This window comes from Rathayibacter caricis DSM 15933 (assembly GCF_003044275.1).
GTDB lineage: Bacteria > Actinomycetota > Actinomycetes > Actinomycetales > Microbacteriaceae > Rathayibacter > Rathayibacter caricis.
This window is the reverse complement of sequence record NZ_PZPL01000001.1, coordinates 2,180,360-2,195,865: the sequence shown is the minus strand read 5'-3', so window position 1 is coordinate 2,195,865 and position 15,506 is coordinate 2,180,360. Positions and strand designations below refer to the sequence as shown.

The following is a 15,506-nucleotide window of genomic DNA, read 5'->3' as shown; positions in this document are numbered from 1 at the left end:
GAGCCGGGAACCCTAGTATTAACGCATGCCGGACGTCACCATTCCTCGCGAGCTCCTCCCCCACGACGGACGATTCGGCTGCGGCCCGTCCAAGGTGCGGCACGACCAGCTCGCGCACCTCGCGACCGAGGGCGCGCACCTCCTCGGCACGTCGCACCGGCAGGCCCCGGTCAAGAACCTGGTGGGCCGCGTGCGCGAGCACCTCGCGACGCTGTTCGACGTCCCCGAGGGCTACGAGGTCCTGCTCGGCAACGGCGGCTCGACCGCGTTCTGGGATTCGGCCGCGTTCTCGCTCATCGAGCGCCGCGCCGAGAACCTGACCTTCGGCGAGTTCGGCCAGAAGTTCGCGAAGGCCGCGTCCGCGCCGTTCCTCGAGCCGGCGCACGTGATCTCGGCCCCGGCCGGCTCGCGGAGCGAGGTCGAGGTCCTCGAGGGCGTCGACGTCTACGCCTGGCCGCACAACGAGACCTCGACCGGAGTGATGGCGCCCGTCACGCGCGTCCACGGTGACGAGGGCGCGCTCACCGTGATCGACGCGACGAGCGCCGCCGGCGGCATCGACTTCGACGCCTCGCAGGCCGACGTCTACTACTTCGCGCCGCAGAAGAACTTCGCCAGCGACGGCGGCCTCTGGTTCGGCCTCTTCTCCCCCGCCGCGATCGAGCGCGTCGAGCGCATCGCGGCGAGCGGGCGCTACATCCCGGAGTTCCTGAGCCTCAAGAACGCGGTCGACAACTCGCGCCTGAACCAGACGCTCAACACGCCCGCGCTCGCGACGCTCCTGCTGATGGAGTCGCAGCTCGACTGGATGAACGGCAACGGCGGCCTCGCCTGGGCGTCGGCGCGGACCGCCGAGTCCTCGTCCGCGATCTACGACTGGGCCGAGGCCTCGTCGGTCGCGACCCCGTTCGTCGAGGTGCCCGAGCACCGCTCGCAGGTCGTCGCCACCGTCGACTTCGACGCGTCGATCGACGCCGCGCTGATCGCGAAGATCCTCCGCGCCAATGGCATCGTCGACACCGAGCCGTACCGCAAGCTCGGGCGCAACCAGCTGCGCATCGCCACCTTCACCGCGATCGAGCCCGACGACGTCCGGTCGCTGCTGAACTGCATCGACCACGTCATCGAGCGCCTGGCCGACTGACGGGCGGGCGGAGGATGAGGCTGTGGCTCCGCGAGGAGGAGCGTCGACCGAGTCCTCCGCCCTACCCGAGCGACGACGCCCGGGCGCTGCTCGTGGGCTGCCTCGTCTGGGTCGCGGCGCTGATCGGCGTCCTCGTGGCAGCCTCGGTCGGCGTCGACGTGCCTCCGCTCGTGCTGTCGACCGTCGTCATCGGCGTCGTGCTCGGCACCATCGGCCTCTTCTACAGCCGCAACCGCCGCTGAGGGCTCAGGAGGCGTCCGTCTCCATCGTGAGCGTCGCCGCGACCGGATCGAGGGACAGCTCCACCGAGACGGCGCCGAGCTGCGCGAGGCTCGCGACGTGCGTTCCTCCGCACGGGATCGACGCCTCGCCAGCGGCGAGCAGGCACCGCCAGGTCCGGCGGGAGCCGAGCAGCTCGTCCTCGCGCTCGACGGCGACGGAGGCGTCCTCCGCCGTCCACTCCGCCAGCAGGGCGTCGAGCCGCTCCTCGATCTCCGGCAGAGCCTCCTGCAGCCGGGCGGTGTCGAAGCCGCTGCGCCGCAGGCTCTTCCCGAGCCGGTAGACGTCGGTCGAGCCCGACGGGCGGATCAGCGACGACTGGATCGCGGCCTGATCGAAATCGGGGCTGCCGAGGGAATCGGTCCGCACCGGCTTGCTCCAGAAGTCGGCGAGCGCCGCATTCAGGGCGAGCGAGGCCAGATGGCAGGCCGTGTGCCCGCGCGAGAACTCGTCGCGGCGGGCGCGGTCGGCCTCGACGCGGATCCGCTGCCCCTCGGCGAGCGCGGACGCGTCGGCCACGACGTGCGCGACGACGAAGACCCAGCCCTCGGTGCCGAGGCGGACCGGGAGCCGGTCGCCGAGGTGCAGGGTGCGCCCGTCCCACGCTGCGATGCGGCAGTCGAGCAGTCGGTAGCGCACGCCCTCGGCCACGAGGATGCCCTCGTCGGGCCCCTGGTCCGGCCAGGTGGGATCGACGGGATGAGCGGCCGTCGCGTCGAGGACGACCGCCCAACGGCCCTCCTCCAGCGCCTCGAGGTGGACGATCTCCCCCTCGGAGGAGGTGGCGCCGTCGGGGTAGGAGACGAGCGTGTCGATGCCGATCACGCCGCCCCCTCCCCCGCTGCCACCACGGGAGGTGCCGACTCAGCGGTCGTCGTCATCCCGGTCGTCGTCGTCATCGGAGTCGTCGTCGTCGGACTCATCGTCATCGTCGGACTCGTCGTCGTCGTCATCGTCGTCGTCATCCGAGTCGTCGTCATCCTCCGACTCGTCGTCGTCGTCGTCGTCGAGCACGACCTGATCGTCGAACTCGTCCTCCGAGTCGGGAGCGTCCTCGTCCGCCTCGTCATCGTCGTCGTCGGTGTCGTCCTCGTCCGAGTCGTCCGACTCCTCGCCGGCCGCGTCCTGCGCCGCGCGGTAGTCCGCCAGGCGATCCGTCCACGGCACCCAGTCCGGAGCGAGCACCGCTCCCTCGCCGGGCAGCAGCTCGACCTCGAGCACGTTGACGTCCTCGGTCTCGTCGATGCGCGACAGCGTCGCCGTCCAGAGCCATCCCGGGTAGCCCCGCATGAGGTTCGCGAACTGGAGCGAGACCACGTGCTCGCCCTGCGCCAGCGTCGCCACCAGCGGTCCGATCGTTCCAGGCGGAGCGACGTCGGCGAGCGCCTCGCGGGCCCGCTCCTCGGAAGCGGCGAGCACGGCGTCGAGCTCGTAGACGGGCTCGACCGCCTCGTCCTCGAGGACGTCCTCGTTCCCCGGCTCGGAGCCGTCGACCACGAGGTCGGCCTCCGACTCGGATCCCCCGGTCGCGCTCTCGACGTCCGACTCGTCCACGGCGGCCGGGAGTCCGGACTCCGCGTCGGACTCGGCCCGAGGCTCATCGAGCTCGGTACCGGCTCCCGGAGTCGGCAGATCCTCCTCGGTGGACACGTCGGCGATCACGATCGACGCCTCCACCTCGAGGGTCGACACGTCGACTCCCTCGGTGCCGGTGACGTCGTCCGCGGCAGCACCGGCGGTGTCGGCGAGCAGGAGGGACTCCTCCCCTTCGGGCGACGCGAGGTCGCCGGTCGTGCCGTCGGCGTCAGGCATCCAGCTCGTCCGCCACCCGGCGCAGCAGCGCCGCGATCTTGCGGCCGTGGGCCTTGTCGGGGTAGCGACCGCGCTTGAGGCCGGTGCCGATGCCGTCGAGCAGCTTGACGGTGTCCTCGACGATCACCGACATGTCGTCGGCCGACTTGCGGTTCATCTTCACCATGCTGGGGGGCGCCTCGATGACGCGGGCGGTCAGGGCCTGAGCCCCGCGCTTGCCGTCGGCGATGCCGAACTCGAGGCGTGTGCCGGGCTTCACCGCGGTCCCCGAGGGCAGCGCGGAAGCGTGCAGGAAGACCTCCTGGCCGTCATCAGTGCTGATGAAGCCGAAGCCCTTCTCCTCGTCGTAGAACTTGACCTTGCCGGTAGGCATGCAGAACCCCTCCTGGAATCGAAGCAACCACCAGTTTAGAGGCTCTCCGGTGCGGCCTATCCTTGGGGGGTGAAGCCACAGCAGCCGGCGGGCATCGGACGCGCCGAGCGCACCCTCGCCTACATGTTCATCGCGATCATCGCCGTGACGGTGCTCGCGTTCCTCGCGATCCTCCTCGCGCCCCTCCTCGGAGTCGAGCGGTACGAGGGTCCGCTGTGGCAGTTCGTCTTCGCGGTCCCCCTCGTCGGCCTGCCCATCGCCTTCCTGATGATGATCGCGATGCTGATCGTCGGAGTGCGACGACGCCGCGCGTCCTGATCGCACCGACGGCACCGGGGCGGTGTCGAGCCACCCACCACTCGGCTCCCAGATTCCGTTCAGGCAACGCGCAGAAGATGTCCTCATGGACGGACCCCGCATTCTCATCGTCGACGACGAGCCCAACATCAGAGACCTGCTCACCACGAGCCTCCGCTTCGCCGGCTTCGCCGTGCGCGCGGTGGGCAACGGCGCGCAGGCCATCTCGGCCGTCCTCGAGGAGGAGCCCGACCTGATCATCCTCGACGTCATGCTCCCCGACATGAACGGGTTCGGCGTCACGAAGCGCCTGCGCTCGGCCGGCTACACCTCCCCCATCCTCTTCCTCACGGCGAAGGACGACACGGAGGACAAGATCACCGGTCTCACCGTCGGCGGCGACGACTACGTCACCAAGCCGTTCAGCCTCGACGAGATCGTCGCGCGCATCAAGGCGATCCTCCGCCGCACGATGCACGCCGAGGAGGACGCGGTCATCCGCGCCGGCGAGCTGACGATGGACCAGGACACCCACGAGGTCCTGGTCGGCGACGAGCCGGTCGAGCTCAGCCCCACCGAGTTCAAGCTGCTGCGCTACCTGATGCTCAACCCCAACCGCGTGCTCAGCAAGGCGCAGATCCTCGACCACGTGTGGGAGTACGACTTCAACGGCGATGCGGGCATCGTCGAGTCCTACATCTCGTACCTCCGACGTAAGCTCGACACGCATTCGGAGGAATCGCTCATCCAGACCAAGCGAGGATTCGGATACATGCTGAAGGTCGCGAAGGCCTAGCCTCCGGGTCGTGATCGACGTCGCGGAGCCCGGAGCTCCGCACCCCGGCGGTCGCCCCCTCGCGGGGCGGCCGCCGTTCCGCCATCGAGGGAGTCCCACCGCCATGCACCAGACCCTGGCCGAGCGGTGGAACTCCATCTCCCTGCGGACCAAGATCACCGCGGTGACGGTCCTGCTGCTCACTCTCGGCCTCCTCGTCTCCGGCATCGGGACCATGACGATGCTGAAGCCGCAGCTCATCTCGCAGCTCGACCGCGATCTCGCCGTGAAGGCGCAGCTCGTCGCCAACACGCTGAGCGCGAAGGGCGAGGCCGGTCTGAGCGACGACGACAATCTCTACGTCGGCGCGGTCTACGACTCCGAGGGCGTGCAGGGCGACTCGACGGCGATCGGCCCGAACGACCCCGCCTTCCCGACGAGGTACACGCTCGACGAGGCGCTCGATCTCGGAGACGATCGCGGCACGATCGAGAGCGTCAACGGCAAGATCGAGTACCACTTCGTCGCGACGACCTACTCGCAGGGCAACCAGGTCCAGACGCTGCTGCTGGCCACGTCCACGCGCGGCGTGGACAACATCATGACGATCTACCTCACGATCTTCCTGGGGTTCGGAGTCGCGATCGTCGTGATCGGCGCGATGCTCACGCGCCTGCTCGTCACCACCACCTTCGCGCCGCTGCGCGAGGTCGAGCGCACCGCCGCCGCCATCGCCGACGGCGACTTCAGCCAGCGACTCGACGGCACCACGCCCAACACCGAGGTCGGGCGGCTGAACCGCTCGCTCAACGCGATGCTCGGCCGGATCGACACCGCGTTCCGCGACCGTGCGCGCACGATCGATCAGATGCGCCGCTTCGTCGGCGACGCCAGCCACGAGCTGCGCACGCCCCTGGTCTCGGTCCGCGGCTACGCCGAGCTGTACCGGATGGGCGCTCTGCAGACGCCCGAGGCCGTCGGCCAGGCGATGGAGCGCATCGAGAAGGAGGCGATCCGCATGGGCGGTCTCGTCGAGGACCTGCTCGAGCTCGCCCGTCTCGACGAGACGAAGCCGCTCGCTCTCGCCCCCGTCGACCTGATGCCCCTCGCGCGCGACGCCGCCATGGACGCGATGGCCTCGTGGCCCGACCGCGACTTCGGCGTCGAGACCCGTGACGACACCCCCCTCGAGACGCCGGCCCTCGACGACGACGATCTCACCGGAGCCGCGACGCAGCCGCTGCAGACGGCGGCCGCCGGCCTGACCGGTCCCATCGCCGCCGCCGGCGCCCGCCTCGCCCGACTCCGCCGACGCCCCAGCCGGGTGAAGGCCGAGGAGATCGCTGCGGGGACGGCCGAGCCCGCTCCCGAGGAGGCGGGACTCCCCGCACTGGTCATGGCCGAGGAGAACAAGATCCGTCAGGTGCTCACGAACCTCATCGGCAACGCCGTGCGGTACACCCCCGAGGACACCCCCATCGAGATCGGAGTCGCGGTCGACCGCGCGCGCCGCCTCGCGTTCCTCGAAGTGATCGACCACGGCGAGGGCATCCCGCCGCAGATCCGCGAGAAGATCTTCCAGCGCTTCTGGCGCGCGGACACGTCCCGCACCCGCGAGACCGGCGGCAGCGGTCTGGGGCTGGCGATCGTCTCCTCCATCGTGGCCGCGCACAAGGGCCGCGTCGACGTCGTCGAGACCCCGGGCGGCGGAGCGACCTTCCGCGTCGCCCTGCCCCTCCTCACCGTCGGCCCGAACGGTGAATCCTCCCCAGCCTCGGTCTGAGTGCCCGCGGCGGAGACGGCGTGAGTCCTACCGTTCTCGCACGCGCCGATCGGCGCCCACCGGAACGAGAGGACTCCCCCATGACCCGCTACCAGACCGACATCGACGCGATGACCACGATGACCGGCACCGCGCACGGCTACATGGACCGCATCCAGACCGAGGTGTCGGGGCTGCTCGCGCAGCTGACCGGGCTCGAGGCGGTCTGGCAGGGCCAGGCCTCGAACGCGTTCCAGGGCGTCGTCGGGGTCTGGCGGTCGACACAGGCGCAGGTCGACGAGGGCCTGGCCACGATCACGCTCGCACTCGGCACGGCCGCGCAGCAGTACGCCGACACCGAGCAGGCGAACGCGCGTCTCTTCGGCTCCTGAGCGTCGAGCACGAGGGAGCCGTCGTCCGCGCGCCGCCGGGGCCACCCGGTACGCACGGAAGGCGGCTCCCCCGGAGGGGAACCGCCTTCAGCGTGTGGTGCGGGTCGGACTAGAAGTCCATGCCGCCCGTGGGGTCGCCGGCCGGAACCGGGTTCTTCTCGGGCTTGTCGGCGACGACGACCTCGGTGGTGAGGAAGAGGCCGGCGATCGACGCAGCGTTCTGCAGCGCCGAGCGGGTGACCTTGACCGGGTCGATGATGCCGGCGGCGATCAGGTCGACGTACTCGCCGGTCGCGGCGTTGAGGCCGTGTCCGGTGGGCAGCTCGCGGACCTTGGCGGCGACGACACCGGGCTCGAGACCGGCGTTCAGCGCGATCTGCTTGAGCGGCGCCTCGATGGCGACCTTGACGATGTTCGCGCCGGTCGCCTCGTCTCCGACGAGCTCGAGCTTGTCGAACGCGAGCTTGCCGGCCTGGATGAGGGCGACGCCACCACCGGCGACGATTCCCTCCTCGACGGCGGCCTTCGCGTTGCGGACGGCGTCCTCGATGCGGTGCTTGCGCTCCTTGAGCTCGACCTCGGTCGCCGCTCCGGCCTTGATGACCGCGACTCCACCGGCGAGCTTCGCGAGGCGCTCCTGGAGCTTCTCGCGGTCGTAGTCGCTGTCGGTGTTCTCGATCTCGGCGCGGATCTGCGCGACGCGACCGGCGATGGCCTCGGCGTCGCCGGAGCCCTCGACGATGGTGGTCTCGTCCTTGGTGATGACGACCTTGCGGGCCGAGCCGAGGAGGTCGAGGGTGACGTTCTCGAGCTTGAGGCCGACCTCCTCGGAGATGACCTGGCCGCCGGTCAGGATCGCGATGTCCTGGAGCTGGGCCTTGCGACGGTCGCCGAAGCCCGGGGCCTTGACGGCGACGGACTTGAAGATGCCGCGGATCTTGTTGACGACCAGGGTCGCCAGCGCCTCACCATCGACGTCCTCGGCGATGATCAGCAGCTGCTTGCCCGCCTGGATCACCTTGTCGACGACGGGGAGGAGGTCCTTGATGTTCGAGACCTTGGAGTTGACGATGAGGATGTAGGGGTCCTCGAACACCGCCTCCTGGCGGTCGGGGTCGGTCACGAAGTACTGCGACAGGTAGCCCTTGTCGAAGCGCATGCCCTCGGTGAGCTCGAGCTCGGTGCCGAAGGTGTTCGACTCCTCGACGGTGACGACGCCCTCCTTGCCGACCTTGTCGATCGCCTCGGCGATGATCGCGCCGATCTCGGGGTCCGCGGCCGAGATGGAGGCGGTCGCCGCGATCTCGTCCTTGGTCTCGATCGCCTTGGCGCCGGCGATGAGCTCGGCGGTGACGGCCTTGACGGCCTTCTCGATGCCCTTCTTCAGGGTGATCGGGTCGGCGCCGGCCGCGACGTTGCGCAGGCCTTCGCGAACCAGGGCCTGGGCGAGGACGGTCGCCGTGGTGGTTCCGTCGCCGGCGACGTCGTCGGTCTTCTTGGCGACCTCCTTGACGAGCTCCGCGCCGATCTTCTCGTAGGGCTCGTCGAGCTCGATCTCCTTGGCGATCGAGACGCCGTCGTTCGTGATGGTGGGAGCGCCCCACTTCTTCTCGAGCACGACGTTGCGGCCGCGCGGGCCGAGGGTCACCTTGACCGCGTCGGCCAGAGTGTTGAGTCCACGCTCGAGGCCGCGGCGGGCTTCTTCGTCAAAAGCAATGATCTTGGCCATGTGTGTTTCTCGTCCCTCCCGGACGTCAAGAAAGTTTCATTCCTGGCACTCGGATGAACCGAGTGCCAAGAGCGATTCTGGCACTCGCGGGTGACGAGTGCAAGCGACGCGACACGGGGAGGAACGACAGGAGCCGCCGTCCGCACGGGGCGGGCGACGGCTCCTGGAACGAGCGCCGGGTCAGACCAGGCGCACCGCTTCCGCCTGGGGTCCCTTCGATCCGGTGCCGACCTCGAAGGCGACGTGCTGGCCCTCCTCGAGGACCTTGTATCCCGACATGTCGATCGCGGAGTAGTGGACGAACACGTCCTGCCCGCCGCCGTCGACCGTGATGAAGCCGTAGCCCTTCTCAGCGTTGAACCACTTGACGGTTCCGTTCGCCATTTCCACTCCCAAGTACTGTGCTGCCCTCGACACGAGCGATGCGCGCGTGCCTCCGAGTCGAGATACTAATCCGCGGTACGGGCCCGGAAACGGCGCGATCGCGCGTTCGGGAAAGAGTTGTCCGCGATTCAACACGGATTAAACGTGCCGGAAACAGAAGACCCGGTGACGGCGGGGTTCACCCGTGTCGGAGCGAGGTCCCGAGGCTCAGCCGACGGGGTAGTCGGCGCCGAGGACCACGACGAGATCGCCGGTCTCGACGAACTCGTCCCCCTGCACCAGGGCCCCGACTCCGAGCGACTCGACCAGGCCGAGCGCGGCTCCCTGCAGCGCGGGGTCGGAGTAGTAGACGGTGGTCGCCGCCTGGTCCTCGGAGCTGGCGTTCGCGACCGTCGGCACCGTCCAGCCGTCCGTCGTGAGCACGTCGCCGGCGCTGGCAGCGAGCCCGGCGGTCGGGGTGCCGTTGAGCACCGCGATCTCGAGGGACGGATCCACGGTCGGAGCGACCTCCGGCGTCGCGTCGGCGATGCCGGTGGGAGCGGTGAAGACGTCGTCGAACTGCACCCGGTCGTCGATCACGAGGAGACCGATGAAGCCGAGGAGGACGATCACTCCGGTGGCCAGCGCCGCCCAGGCGAGGGCGATGAGGCGGGCGTGCGGAGCGGGCGGCCGACGGTGCGCGCCGACGCGGCCCTCCGTCGCGGGGATCTCGTCGAAGCGGTCCTTCGGGTGCGTGTTCGACATCGAGGTCGGAGCCGGCCTTCCGTTGCGGTCTGCGCGAGCAGCGGGTCTACTCGGGCCGCCCGAGGCGCCGCGCGGCGCGGGCACCGGAGCGCCCGTCGCGGATGCGCAGGAGGCGCTTCACGAGCATCGGGTCGTGGGCGAGGGCCGCGGGAGAGGCGAGGACCGCGCCGAGGACCTGATAGTAGCGGGCGACCGAGAGCCCGAACCTGGATCGGATCGCGTCCTCCTTGTCCCCGGAGCGCGAGGTCCAGTCGCGCTCGAAGTCGAGCACCTCGCGGTCGCGCTCGGAGAGGGGAGCACTCGGCGCGCTCGTGCTCCGCGCCGTTCCCGTCGTCCCGTTCATCCGTCCAGGGTAGGCACGCCCGCCGCTGTCTCCGCGGAGGCGCTCCGGTACATGCTCACGTGGGTGATGCCCGCCTCCTGGTACTCGTCGCCGAACGCGACGAAGCCCGAGCGCGCGTAGAGGCCGGCCACGTGCGACTGGGCGTGCAGGAGGATCGCCTCATCGCCGTGGCGCCGGATCACCGCCTGCACGAGCGCGTGCGCGAGCCCCTCCCCCCTCCTGTCGGCGCGGGTGACGACGCGGCCGATGACGCGGTGCGCGTCGGCGTGCTCCGGCTCGGCGTCGACGAGGGTGCGGAGGTAGGCGGCGGTCCCGCGCCCGTCGGCGATCCACCAGTGCCGTGCGGTCGGCTCGAGATCGCGGCCGTCCAGCTCGTCGTCGTCGACGCGCTGCTCCCGGAGGAACACGTCGGTCCGCAGCCGCGCGAAGGCGTACACCTCCTCGGTCGAGAGTTCGCTCCACGCTTTCGAGATCACGGAATTCGCCTGCACGGCTGGGAGTTTACGAGAGAGGAGGGGAGCGACCTCCCCCGTAAACTGGCGAGGAATCCTAGGGAGACCCATGTCGTCGTATTCCGTGAACAAGACCGACGCCGAGTGGCGCGAGGAGCTCGACCGCGAGCAGTACGCCGTCCTGCGCGAAGCAGCCACCGAGCGTCCGTGGACCGGCGAGCTGCTCGACGAGCACCGCTCCGGCCTCTACACCTGTGCCGCCTGCCACGCGGAGCTCTTCCAGAGCGGCACCAAGTTCGACTCCGGCTGCGGTTGGCCGAGCTTCTACGAGTCGGTGAACCCCGACGCGGTGCAGCTGATCGAGGACAGCACCCTCGGCATGGTGCGCACCGAGGTGCGCTGCGCGAACTGCGGTTCGCACCTGGGCCACGTGTTCCCCGACGGCTTCGGCACCCCGACCGGCGACCGGTACTGCATGAACTCGATCGCCCTCGAGTTCCAGGCCGAGAGCGAGTGACCGTGCCCACTCCGGTGCTCGACGCCGTCCTCGCGCGACGATCGCGGTCGAAGGTGACGGCGGAGGCACCGGGCCACGACGAGATCGCGACGTACGTCTCGGCGGCGTCGCGTCTCGCCGACCACAGCTCGCTGCGGCCGTGGCGGGTCATCGAGATCCGCGGCGCCGCCCGCGACCGGATCGGCCGCAGCTTCGCCGCCGCGTCGGGGGCCAAGAAGGACCCGCGGAAGTACATCGAGAAGACGCACCGCGCCTCTCTCCTGCTCGCCGTCGTGGTGAGCACGAAGAAGTCGAGCGTGCCGAACTGGGAGCAGGAGGCGGTCGCCTCGGGCGTCGCGCACCTGCTGAGCCTGCTGCTCGACGAGGCGGGCTGGGGCGTCTTCTGGCGCACCGGCTCCTACACCCGCGCGAAGGCGGTCCGGAAGGCGCACCGCCTCGAGAAGGGCGAGGAGCTGCTCGGCTGGCTCTACGTCGGCCGGCCCGACGGCAAGATCGGCGGACCCAAGCGCCCCACCCCCGCCGAGAAGCACCTCAGCGTCCTGCAGCCGTGACGCCCGCGGGCGCCGCCCCGATCGCGGTGCGGCGCCCGCGATAGTCTGTCCCGGTGCCTCCGGGCGCACCTGCCGACGTGGCGCAATTGGTAGCGCACCCGACTTGTAATCGGGCGGTTACGGGTTCGAGTCCCGTCGTCGGCTCCACGTCCCGCCTCCCGTGCGGCCTTCCGGTTCCGCTGTCGCCGCGTGCCCGGGCGCTGCCACCGGGGCGAACGAGAGAAGGGCACGTCCGGTCGAACCGGACGTGCCCTTCTGCTGTCGATGCCTGCGGTCAGCCCGCGGCCGGGGTCGGCGTCGGCGACGCGGAGGAGTAGGTGTCGGCCGCCGCGGCGAGCACGAACGAGCTGAACGCCTCGGGGTCGGTGAGCGAGCCGGAGTAGGCCTCGCCGTTCACGAGGACGGTCGGCGTGCCCGAGACCTTCTCCACCTCGGTGCCCGGCAGCGGTCCGGAGGTGGCGCGCTCGGTCGCCGCTTGCACCCAGCTCGTGAAGGAGCCGTCGTCGATGCAGGAGTCGACCGCGGCGGTGTCCTCGACGCCCGCGTCGGCGGCGTAGCCCTTGAGCTCGTCGTCGGACAGGCCGTCAGTCCCCTCGGCGGGCTGGTTCTCGAAGAGGAGGGAGTTGAAGTCGAAGAAGGAGTCGGGCGAGGAGTCGGCGACGCAGGCGGCGGCGTTCGCGGCGCGCTCCGAGTACTTGGTGCCGTTGGAGCGCGGCGTCAGGATCGCGATCGGGTGGATCTCGACGGTCGCGGCTCCGCTGTCGACCCACTCCTCGATCTGCTCGCCGTTGGTCGTCTCGAACTCGCCGCAGTACGGGCAGAGGTAGTCGACGTAGACGCGGATGTCGACGGTGCCGGTCGAGGTGTCGAGAGCGCTCGGGCTGGGAGTGCCGCTCGCCGGGACGGGATCGGATGTCTGCGCGACCAGCCCCTCTCCGACGACGAGGCCGTCGCTGGCCATGTTCGCCGGGCCCGGGCCGACCTCGGCGGGACGGAGGTTCGGAACGAGGACCAGGGCGACGATCGCGACGACGGCGATCACGACGACGGCGAGGCCTCCCTGCAGCAGCAGGCGGCCGGCGCGGTCGCGGCGCTTCTGCTGCTCACGGAGCCGTCGGGCCTTCTCCCTCGCTGCCTCTCGACGCTGGTTCTTCGAGAGACGGTCGTTGGCTCCGCCGTTGGTCATGACAAGGACACTCCGAGAAAGAGAGGGGGAAGTCGTCGCCGGGTCGCGACTCGCCGGAATCCTACGCGCGAGCCCTGGGAATCCCCCAAACGGCGGATACGCGACGGTCTCCTGGAGGCGACCGGGCCCGCGGTGGCGAGTTCCCGACGCGTGGCATACTGTGACGGTTGGCCGACGTCGTCCACACGACGATGACCATCATCAATTCCATTCACTCGGATCGTCCGGCACGTACCTGCCGGTGAAGGAGCAAGAACAATGGCGTCCGTAACTTTCGACCACGCGTCCCGCGTCTACCCCGGGGCCACGCGTGCCTCCGTCGACAAGCTCAACCTCGAGGTGGGCGACGGCGAGTTCCTCGTCCTCGTCGGCCCCTCCGGCTGCGGCAAGTCGACCTCCCTGCGCATGCTCGCCGGCCTCGAGGAGGTCAACGAGGGCCGCATCCTGATCGGCGACCGCAACGTCACGGACGTGCCGCCGAAGGACCGCGACATCGCGATGGTCTTCCAGAACTACGCGCTGTACCCGCACATGTCGGTCGCCGAGAACATGGGCTTCGCGCTCAAGATCGCCGGCATCAACAAGGACGAGCGCGCCGCGCGGGTCCTCGAGGCCGCGAAGATGCTCGACCTCGAGCCCTACCTGAACCGCAAGCCGAAGGCCCTCTCGGGTGGTCAGCGCCAGCGCGTCGCGATGGGCCGCGCCATCGTCCGCAAGCCGCAGGTCTTCCTCATGGACGAGCCGCTGTCGAACCTCGACGCCAAGCTCCGCGTCTCGACCCGCACCCAGATCGGCACCCTCCAGCGCCGCCTGGGCATCACCACGGTCTACGTCACCCACGACCAGACCGAGGCGCTCACCATGGGCGACCGCATCGCGGTCCTGAAGGACGGGCTCCTCCAGCAGGTCGGCAGCCCGCGCGACCTGTACGAGAACCCGAACAACGTGTTCGTGGCCGGCTTCATCGGCTCGCCCGCGATGAACCTGTTCCACGCGGACGTCACCGACGGCGGCGTCAAGTTCGGCGACACCGTCCTCCCGATCGCCCGCGAGGCGCTCGCGAAGACGAGCCAGAAGGTCGTCACGCTCGGCGTGCGTCCCGAGGACGTCACCGTCTCCACCCAGCCCGGCGGCCTCCCCATCGAGGTCGACCTGATCGAGGAGCTCGGCTCGGACGGCTACCTCTACGGCCACACCGAGGTCGAGGGACGCCGCACCGACATCGTCGCGCGCGTCGACGGCCGCGTGCACCCCACCGCGGGCGACCGCGTCTACGTGACCGCGAACCACCGCGTGCACATCTTCGACGCGGAGTCGGGCGAGCGCCTCTCCTGAGGCTCCCCCTCCGCGCATACGCTGCCGCCGTCTCCTCCGGGACGGCGGCAGCGTTCGTTAGCGCTCCTCCCCCGCCCGACTCCGACACGAACGGCGCTCCATGTCCGGATCCCTGAACATCACCTCCGCCACCGTCGACCCGGCCCTCCTCGACCTCCCGTGGAACCTGCGCCTGAACGACTGGCCCGACGAGTACATCGCCGCGCTGCCCAAGGGCATCTCGCGTCACACGGTGCGCTTCGCCCACCTCTCGGGACACGTGGTCGCCGTCAAGGAGACCACCGCCGAGATGGCGCGCCGCGAGTACGAGATGCTCAAGACGCTGCAGCGCCTCGACGTCCCCTGCGTCGTGCCCGGCGCCGTCATCGCGAACCGCACCGACGACGAGGGCGGCGAGCTGCCCGCCGTGCTGGTGACGCGCCACCTCAAGTTCTCGCTGCCCTACCGCGCCCTCTTCTCGCAGACGCTGCGGCCCGACACGGCGACCCGCCTCGTCGACGCCCTGGCGCTCCTGCTCGTCCGGCTGCACGTCATCGGCTTCTTCTGGGGCGACGTATCACTCTCGAACACGCTCTTCCGCCGCGACGCCGGCGCGTTCGCCGCCTACCTGGTCGACGCCGAGACCGGTCAGCTCTACTCGGGCGGGCTGTCGAACGGCCAGCGCGAGAACGACCTCGAGATCGCGCGCGTCAACATCGCCGGCGAGCTCCTCGACCTCGAGGCCGGTGGGCGCGTCGACGAGGACCTCGATCCGATCACGGTGTCGGACGGGATCGTCGCGGCGTACCGCAGCCTCTGGAAGGAGCTGACCGGCGTCGAGTCGTTCGCCACCTCCGAGCGCTGGCGCATCAACGACCGGGTGAACCGCCTGAACGACCTCGGCTTCGACATCGAGGAGCTGGCGATCAAGACCGACGACGCCGGATCGACCGTGCGGATCCAGCCGAAGGTCGTCGACGCCGGTCACCACCAGCGCCGCCTCCTCCGCCTGACCGGGCTCGACGCCCAGGAGAACCAGGCGCGACGGCTCCTGAACGACCTCGACTCGTACACCGCGACCTACGGCAAACAGGGCCTGGACGAGGAGATGGTCGCGCACGAGTGGCTGGCGCAGGTGTTCGAGCCGGTCATCCGCTCGATCCCGCGCGACCTCAAGGGGCGCCTGGAGCCGGCCGAGATGTTCCACCAGCTCCTCGAGCACCGCTGGTTCATGTCGCAGCAGCAGGCGCGCGACGTCCCCCTCGCCGAGGCGGTCACGGCCTATGTGAACGACATCCTCCGCCACCGCCGCGACGAGGCGACGATCATCGCCCCGCCGACCGAGGCGCTGACGCTGCCCAACCTCGTCATCGACGAGGCGGGCGACGCCGAGCTGACCGACGAGGACGCCGACGTCGACTGGACCAAGAACGTCTGACCCGGATCGACGAA

Annotated in this window: 19 protein-coding genes and 1 tRNA gene; 11 read left to right on the top strand and 9 right to left on the bottom strand. The window is 70.0% G+C overall.

What is annotated here, in order from left to right; all coding sequences use genetic code 11:
* Window positions 1-25 precede the first annotated feature (25 nt).
* A complete protein-coding gene (gene serC / locus C1I63_RS10240) occupies window positions 26-1,144 on the top strand; it encodes a phosphoserine transaminase (protein ID WP_107574694.1) in 1,119 nt (372 codons plus the stop codon).
* Between the two features lie 14 nt (window positions 1,145-1,158).
* On the top strand, window positions 1,159-1,386 hold the full coding sequence (locus C1I63_RS10235) for a hypothetical protein (RefSeq protein ID WP_055787739.1): 228 nt from the start codon (window positions 1,159-1,161) through the stop codon (window positions 1,384-1,386).
* A 4-nt stretch (window positions 1,387-1,390) separates the two neighbouring features.
* Here the strand turns inward: C1I63_RS10235 and C1I63_RS10230 are convergent, their stop codons facing one another.
* The 3 genes from C1I63_RS10230 to C1I63_RS10220 are packed head-to-tail and all read right to left on the bottom strand — an operon-like array spanning window position 1,391 to window position 3,608.
* Window positions 1,391-2,248 carry an alanyl-tRNA editing protein gene (locus C1I63_RS10230; RefSeq protein WP_107574693.1) on the bottom strand — a complete coding sequence of 286 codons (858 nt, stop codon included), beginning with the start codon at window positions 2,246-2,248 and terminating at the stop codon, window positions 1,391-1,393.
* A gap of 39 nt (window positions 2,249-2,287) precedes the next feature.
* Complete coding sequence (locus C1I63_RS10225; protein ID WP_107574692.1) at window positions 2,288-3,235, bottom strand: DUF3027 domain-containing protein; 948 nt, start codon at window positions 3,233-3,235, stop codon at window positions 2,288-2,290.
* The gene (locus C1I63_RS10220) at window positions 3,228-3,608 is read right to left on the bottom strand and encodes a cold-shock protein (protein ID WP_055787734.1); all 381 of its coding nucleotides are present in this window, start codon (window positions 3,606-3,608) and stop codon (window positions 3,228-3,230) included. The genes C1I63_RS10225 and C1I63_RS10220 overlap by 8 nt, the downstream gene beginning before the upstream one ends.
* A gap of 69 nt (window positions 3,609-3,677) precedes the next feature.
* Between C1I63_RS10220 and C1I63_RS10215 the strand changes: the two genes are divergently transcribed.
* The 4 genes from C1I63_RS10215 (at window position 3,678) to C1I63_RS10200 (ending at window position 6,834) form a co-directional block, all read left to right on the top strand.
* A complete protein-coding gene (locus C1I63_RS10215; RefSeq protein WP_244907020.1) occupies window positions 3,678-3,926 on the top strand; it encodes a hypothetical protein in 249 nt (82 codons plus the stop codon).
* A gap of 85 nt (window positions 3,927-4,011) precedes the next feature.
* A complete protein-coding gene (locus tag C1I63_RS10210; protein WP_055787731.1) occupies window positions 4,012-4,701 on the top strand; it encodes a response regulator transcription factor in 690 nt (229 codons plus the stop codon).
* A gap of 103 nt (window positions 4,702-4,804) precedes the next feature.
* Window positions 4,805-6,463: a sensor histidine kinase gene (locus tag C1I63_RS10205; protein WP_107574691.1), complete on the top strand. Its 1,659-nt coding sequence runs from the start codon at window positions 4,805-4,807 to the stop codon at window positions 6,461-6,463.
* A gap of 80 nt (window positions 6,464-6,543) precedes the next feature.
* Complete coding sequence (locus C1I63_RS10200; RefSeq protein ID WP_056866601.1) at window positions 6,544-6,834, top strand: WXG100 family type VII secretion target; 291 nt, start codon at window positions 6,544-6,546, stop codon at window positions 6,832-6,834.
* 109 nt (window positions 6,835-6,943) lie between these two features.
* On the opposite strand, the gene groL is transcribed toward C1I63_RS10200, so the two are convergent.
* From groL to C1I63_RS10175, 5 genes are all read right to left on the bottom strand, one after another.
* Window positions 6,944-8,563 (bottom strand): chaperonin GroEL, encoded by a 1,620-nt coding sequence (gene groL, locus C1I63_RS10195; RefSeq protein ID WP_055787720.1) that lies wholly within the window; start codon window positions 8,561-8,563, stop codon window positions 6,944-6,946.
* A 180-nt stretch (window positions 8,564-8,743) separates the two neighbouring features.
* Window positions 8,744-8,947, bottom strand: coding sequence for a cold-shock protein (locus C1I63_RS10190; protein WP_055787717.1), 204 nt, complete (start codon window positions 8,945-8,947; stop codon window positions 8,744-8,746).
* A gap of 207 nt (window positions 8,948-9,154) precedes the next feature.
* The gene (locus C1I63_RS10185) at window positions 9,155-9,691 is read right to left on the bottom strand and encodes a LytR C-terminal domain-containing protein (protein ID WP_107574690.1); all 537 of its coding nucleotides are present in this window, start codon (window positions 9,689-9,691) and stop codon (window positions 9,155-9,157) included.
* 46 nt (window positions 9,692-9,737) lie between these two features.
* Window positions 9,738-10,034: a DUF3263 domain-containing protein gene (locus tag C1I63_RS10180; protein ID WP_055787711.1), complete on the bottom strand. Its 297-nt coding sequence runs from the start codon at window positions 10,032-10,034 to the stop codon at window positions 9,738-9,740.
* A complete protein-coding gene (locus C1I63_RS10175; RefSeq protein ID WP_243591040.1) occupies window positions 10,031-10,525 on the bottom strand; it encodes a GNAT family N-acetyltransferase in 495 nt (164 codons plus the stop codon). The genes C1I63_RS10180 and C1I63_RS10175 overlap by 4 nt, the downstream gene beginning before the upstream one ends.
* A 70-nt stretch (window positions 10,526-10,595) precedes the next feature.
* Between C1I63_RS10175 and msrB the strand changes: the two genes are divergently transcribed.
* The 3 genes from msrB to C1I63_RS10160 all read left to right on the top strand — a co-directional run bounded on the left by msrB (window position 10,596) and on the right by C1I63_RS10160 (window position 11,701).
* Window positions 10,596-11,003: a peptide-methionine (R)-S-oxide reductase MsrB gene (msrB, locus tag C1I63_RS10170; RefSeq protein ID WP_055787708.1), complete on the top strand. Its 408-nt coding sequence runs from the start codon at window positions 10,596-10,598 to the stop codon at window positions 11,001-11,003.
* A 2-nt stretch (window positions 11,004-11,005) separates the two neighbouring features.
* On the top strand, window positions 11,006-11,554 hold the full coding sequence (locus C1I63_RS10165) for a nitroreductase family protein (RefSeq protein ID WP_243591041.1): 549 nt from the start codon (window positions 11,006-11,008) through the stop codon (window positions 11,552-11,554).
* A gap of 71 nt (window positions 11,555-11,625) precedes the next feature.
* Window positions 11,626-11,701 (top strand) — tRNA-Thr (locus C1I63_RS10160).
* A gap of 127 nt (window positions 11,702-11,828) precedes the next feature.
* Here C1I63_RS10160 and C1I63_RS10155 read toward each other — a convergent pair.
* On the bottom strand, window positions 11,829-12,740 hold the full coding sequence (locus C1I63_RS10155; RefSeq protein ID WP_107574688.1) for a DsbA family protein: 912 nt from the start codon (window positions 12,738-12,740) through the stop codon (window positions 11,829-11,831).
* A 258-nt stretch (window positions 12,741-12,998) separates the two neighbouring features.
* Here C1I63_RS10155 and C1I63_RS10150 point away from each other — a divergent pair, with 258 nt between their 5' ends.
* Both C1I63_RS10150 and C1I63_RS10145 read left to right on the top strand, forming a co-directional pair.
* Window positions 12,999-14,075, top strand: a complete 1,077-nt coding sequence (locus C1I63_RS10150) for an ABC transporter ATP-binding protein (RefSeq protein ID WP_055787700.1) — start codon at window positions 12,999-13,001, stop codon at window positions 14,073-14,075.
* A gap of 100 nt (window positions 14,076-14,175) precedes the next feature.
* On the top strand, window positions 14,176-15,492 hold the full coding sequence (locus C1I63_RS10145; RefSeq protein ID WP_055787699.1) for a DUF4032 domain-containing protein: 1,317 nt from the start codon (window positions 14,176-14,178) through the stop codon (window positions 15,490-15,492).
* Window positions 15,493-15,506: the final 14 nt, after the last annotated feature.

Bases quoted from the DNA above. Each gene is read 5' to 3' on its own strand.
- msrB (WP_055787708.1), top strand. From the start codon at position 10,596: ATGTCGTCGTATTCCGTGAACAAGACCGACGCCGAGTGGCGCGAGGAG.
- C1I63_RS10220 (WP_055787734.1), bottom strand. From the start codon at position 3,608: ATGCCTACCGGCAAGGTCAAGTTCTACGACGAGGAGAAGGGCTTCGGC.
- C1I63_RS10145 (WP_055787699.1), top strand. From the start codon at position 14,176: ATGTCCGGATCCCTGAACATCACCTCCGCCACCGTCGACCCGGCCCTC.
- groL (WP_055787720.1), bottom strand. From the start codon at position 8,563: ATGGCCAAGATCATTGCTTTTGACGAAGAAGCCCGCCGCGGCCTCGAG.
- serC (WP_107574694.1), top strand. From the start codon at position 26: ATGCCGGACGTCACCATTCCTCGCGAGCTCCTCCCCCACGACGGACGA.
- C1I63_RS10180 (WP_055787711.1), bottom strand. From the start codon at position 10,034: ATGAACGGGACGACGGGAACGGCGCGGAGCACGAGCGCGCCGAGTGCT.
- C1I63_RS10210 (WP_055787731.1), top strand. From the start codon at position 4,012: ATGGACGGACCCCGCATTCTCATCGTCGACGACGAGCCCAACATCAGA.
- C1I63_RS10185 (WP_107574690.1), bottom strand. From the start codon at position 9,691: ATGTCGAACACGCACCCGAAGGACCGCTTCGACGAGATCCCCGCGACG.
- C1I63_RS10190 (WP_055787717.1), bottom strand. From the start codon at position 8,947: ATGGCGAACGGAACCGTCAAGTGGTTCAACGCTGAGAAGGGCTACGGC.
- C1I63_RS10235 (WP_055787739.1), top strand. From the start codon at position 1,159: ATGAGGCTGTGGCTCCGCGAGGAGGAGCGTCGACCGAGTCCTCCGCCC.
- C1I63_RS10200 (WP_056866601.1), top strand. From the start codon at position 6,544: ATGACCCGCTACCAGACCGACATCGACGCGATGACCACGATGACCGGC.
- C1I63_RS10205 (WP_107574691.1), top strand. From the start codon at position 4,805: ATGCACCAGACCCTGGCCGAGCGGTGGAACTCCATCTCCCTGCGGACC.
- C1I63_RS10150 (WP_055787700.1), top strand. From the start codon at position 12,999: ATGGCGTCCGTAACTTTCGACCACGCGTCCCGCGTCTACCCCGGGGCC.
- C1I63_RS10155 (WP_107574688.1), bottom strand. From the start codon at position 12,740: ATGACCAACGGCGGAGCCAACGACCGTCTCTCGAAGAACCAGCGTCGA.
- C1I63_RS10225 (WP_107574692.1), bottom strand. From the start codon at position 3,235: ATGCCTGACGCCGACGGCACGACCGGCGACCTCGCGTCGCCCGAAGGG.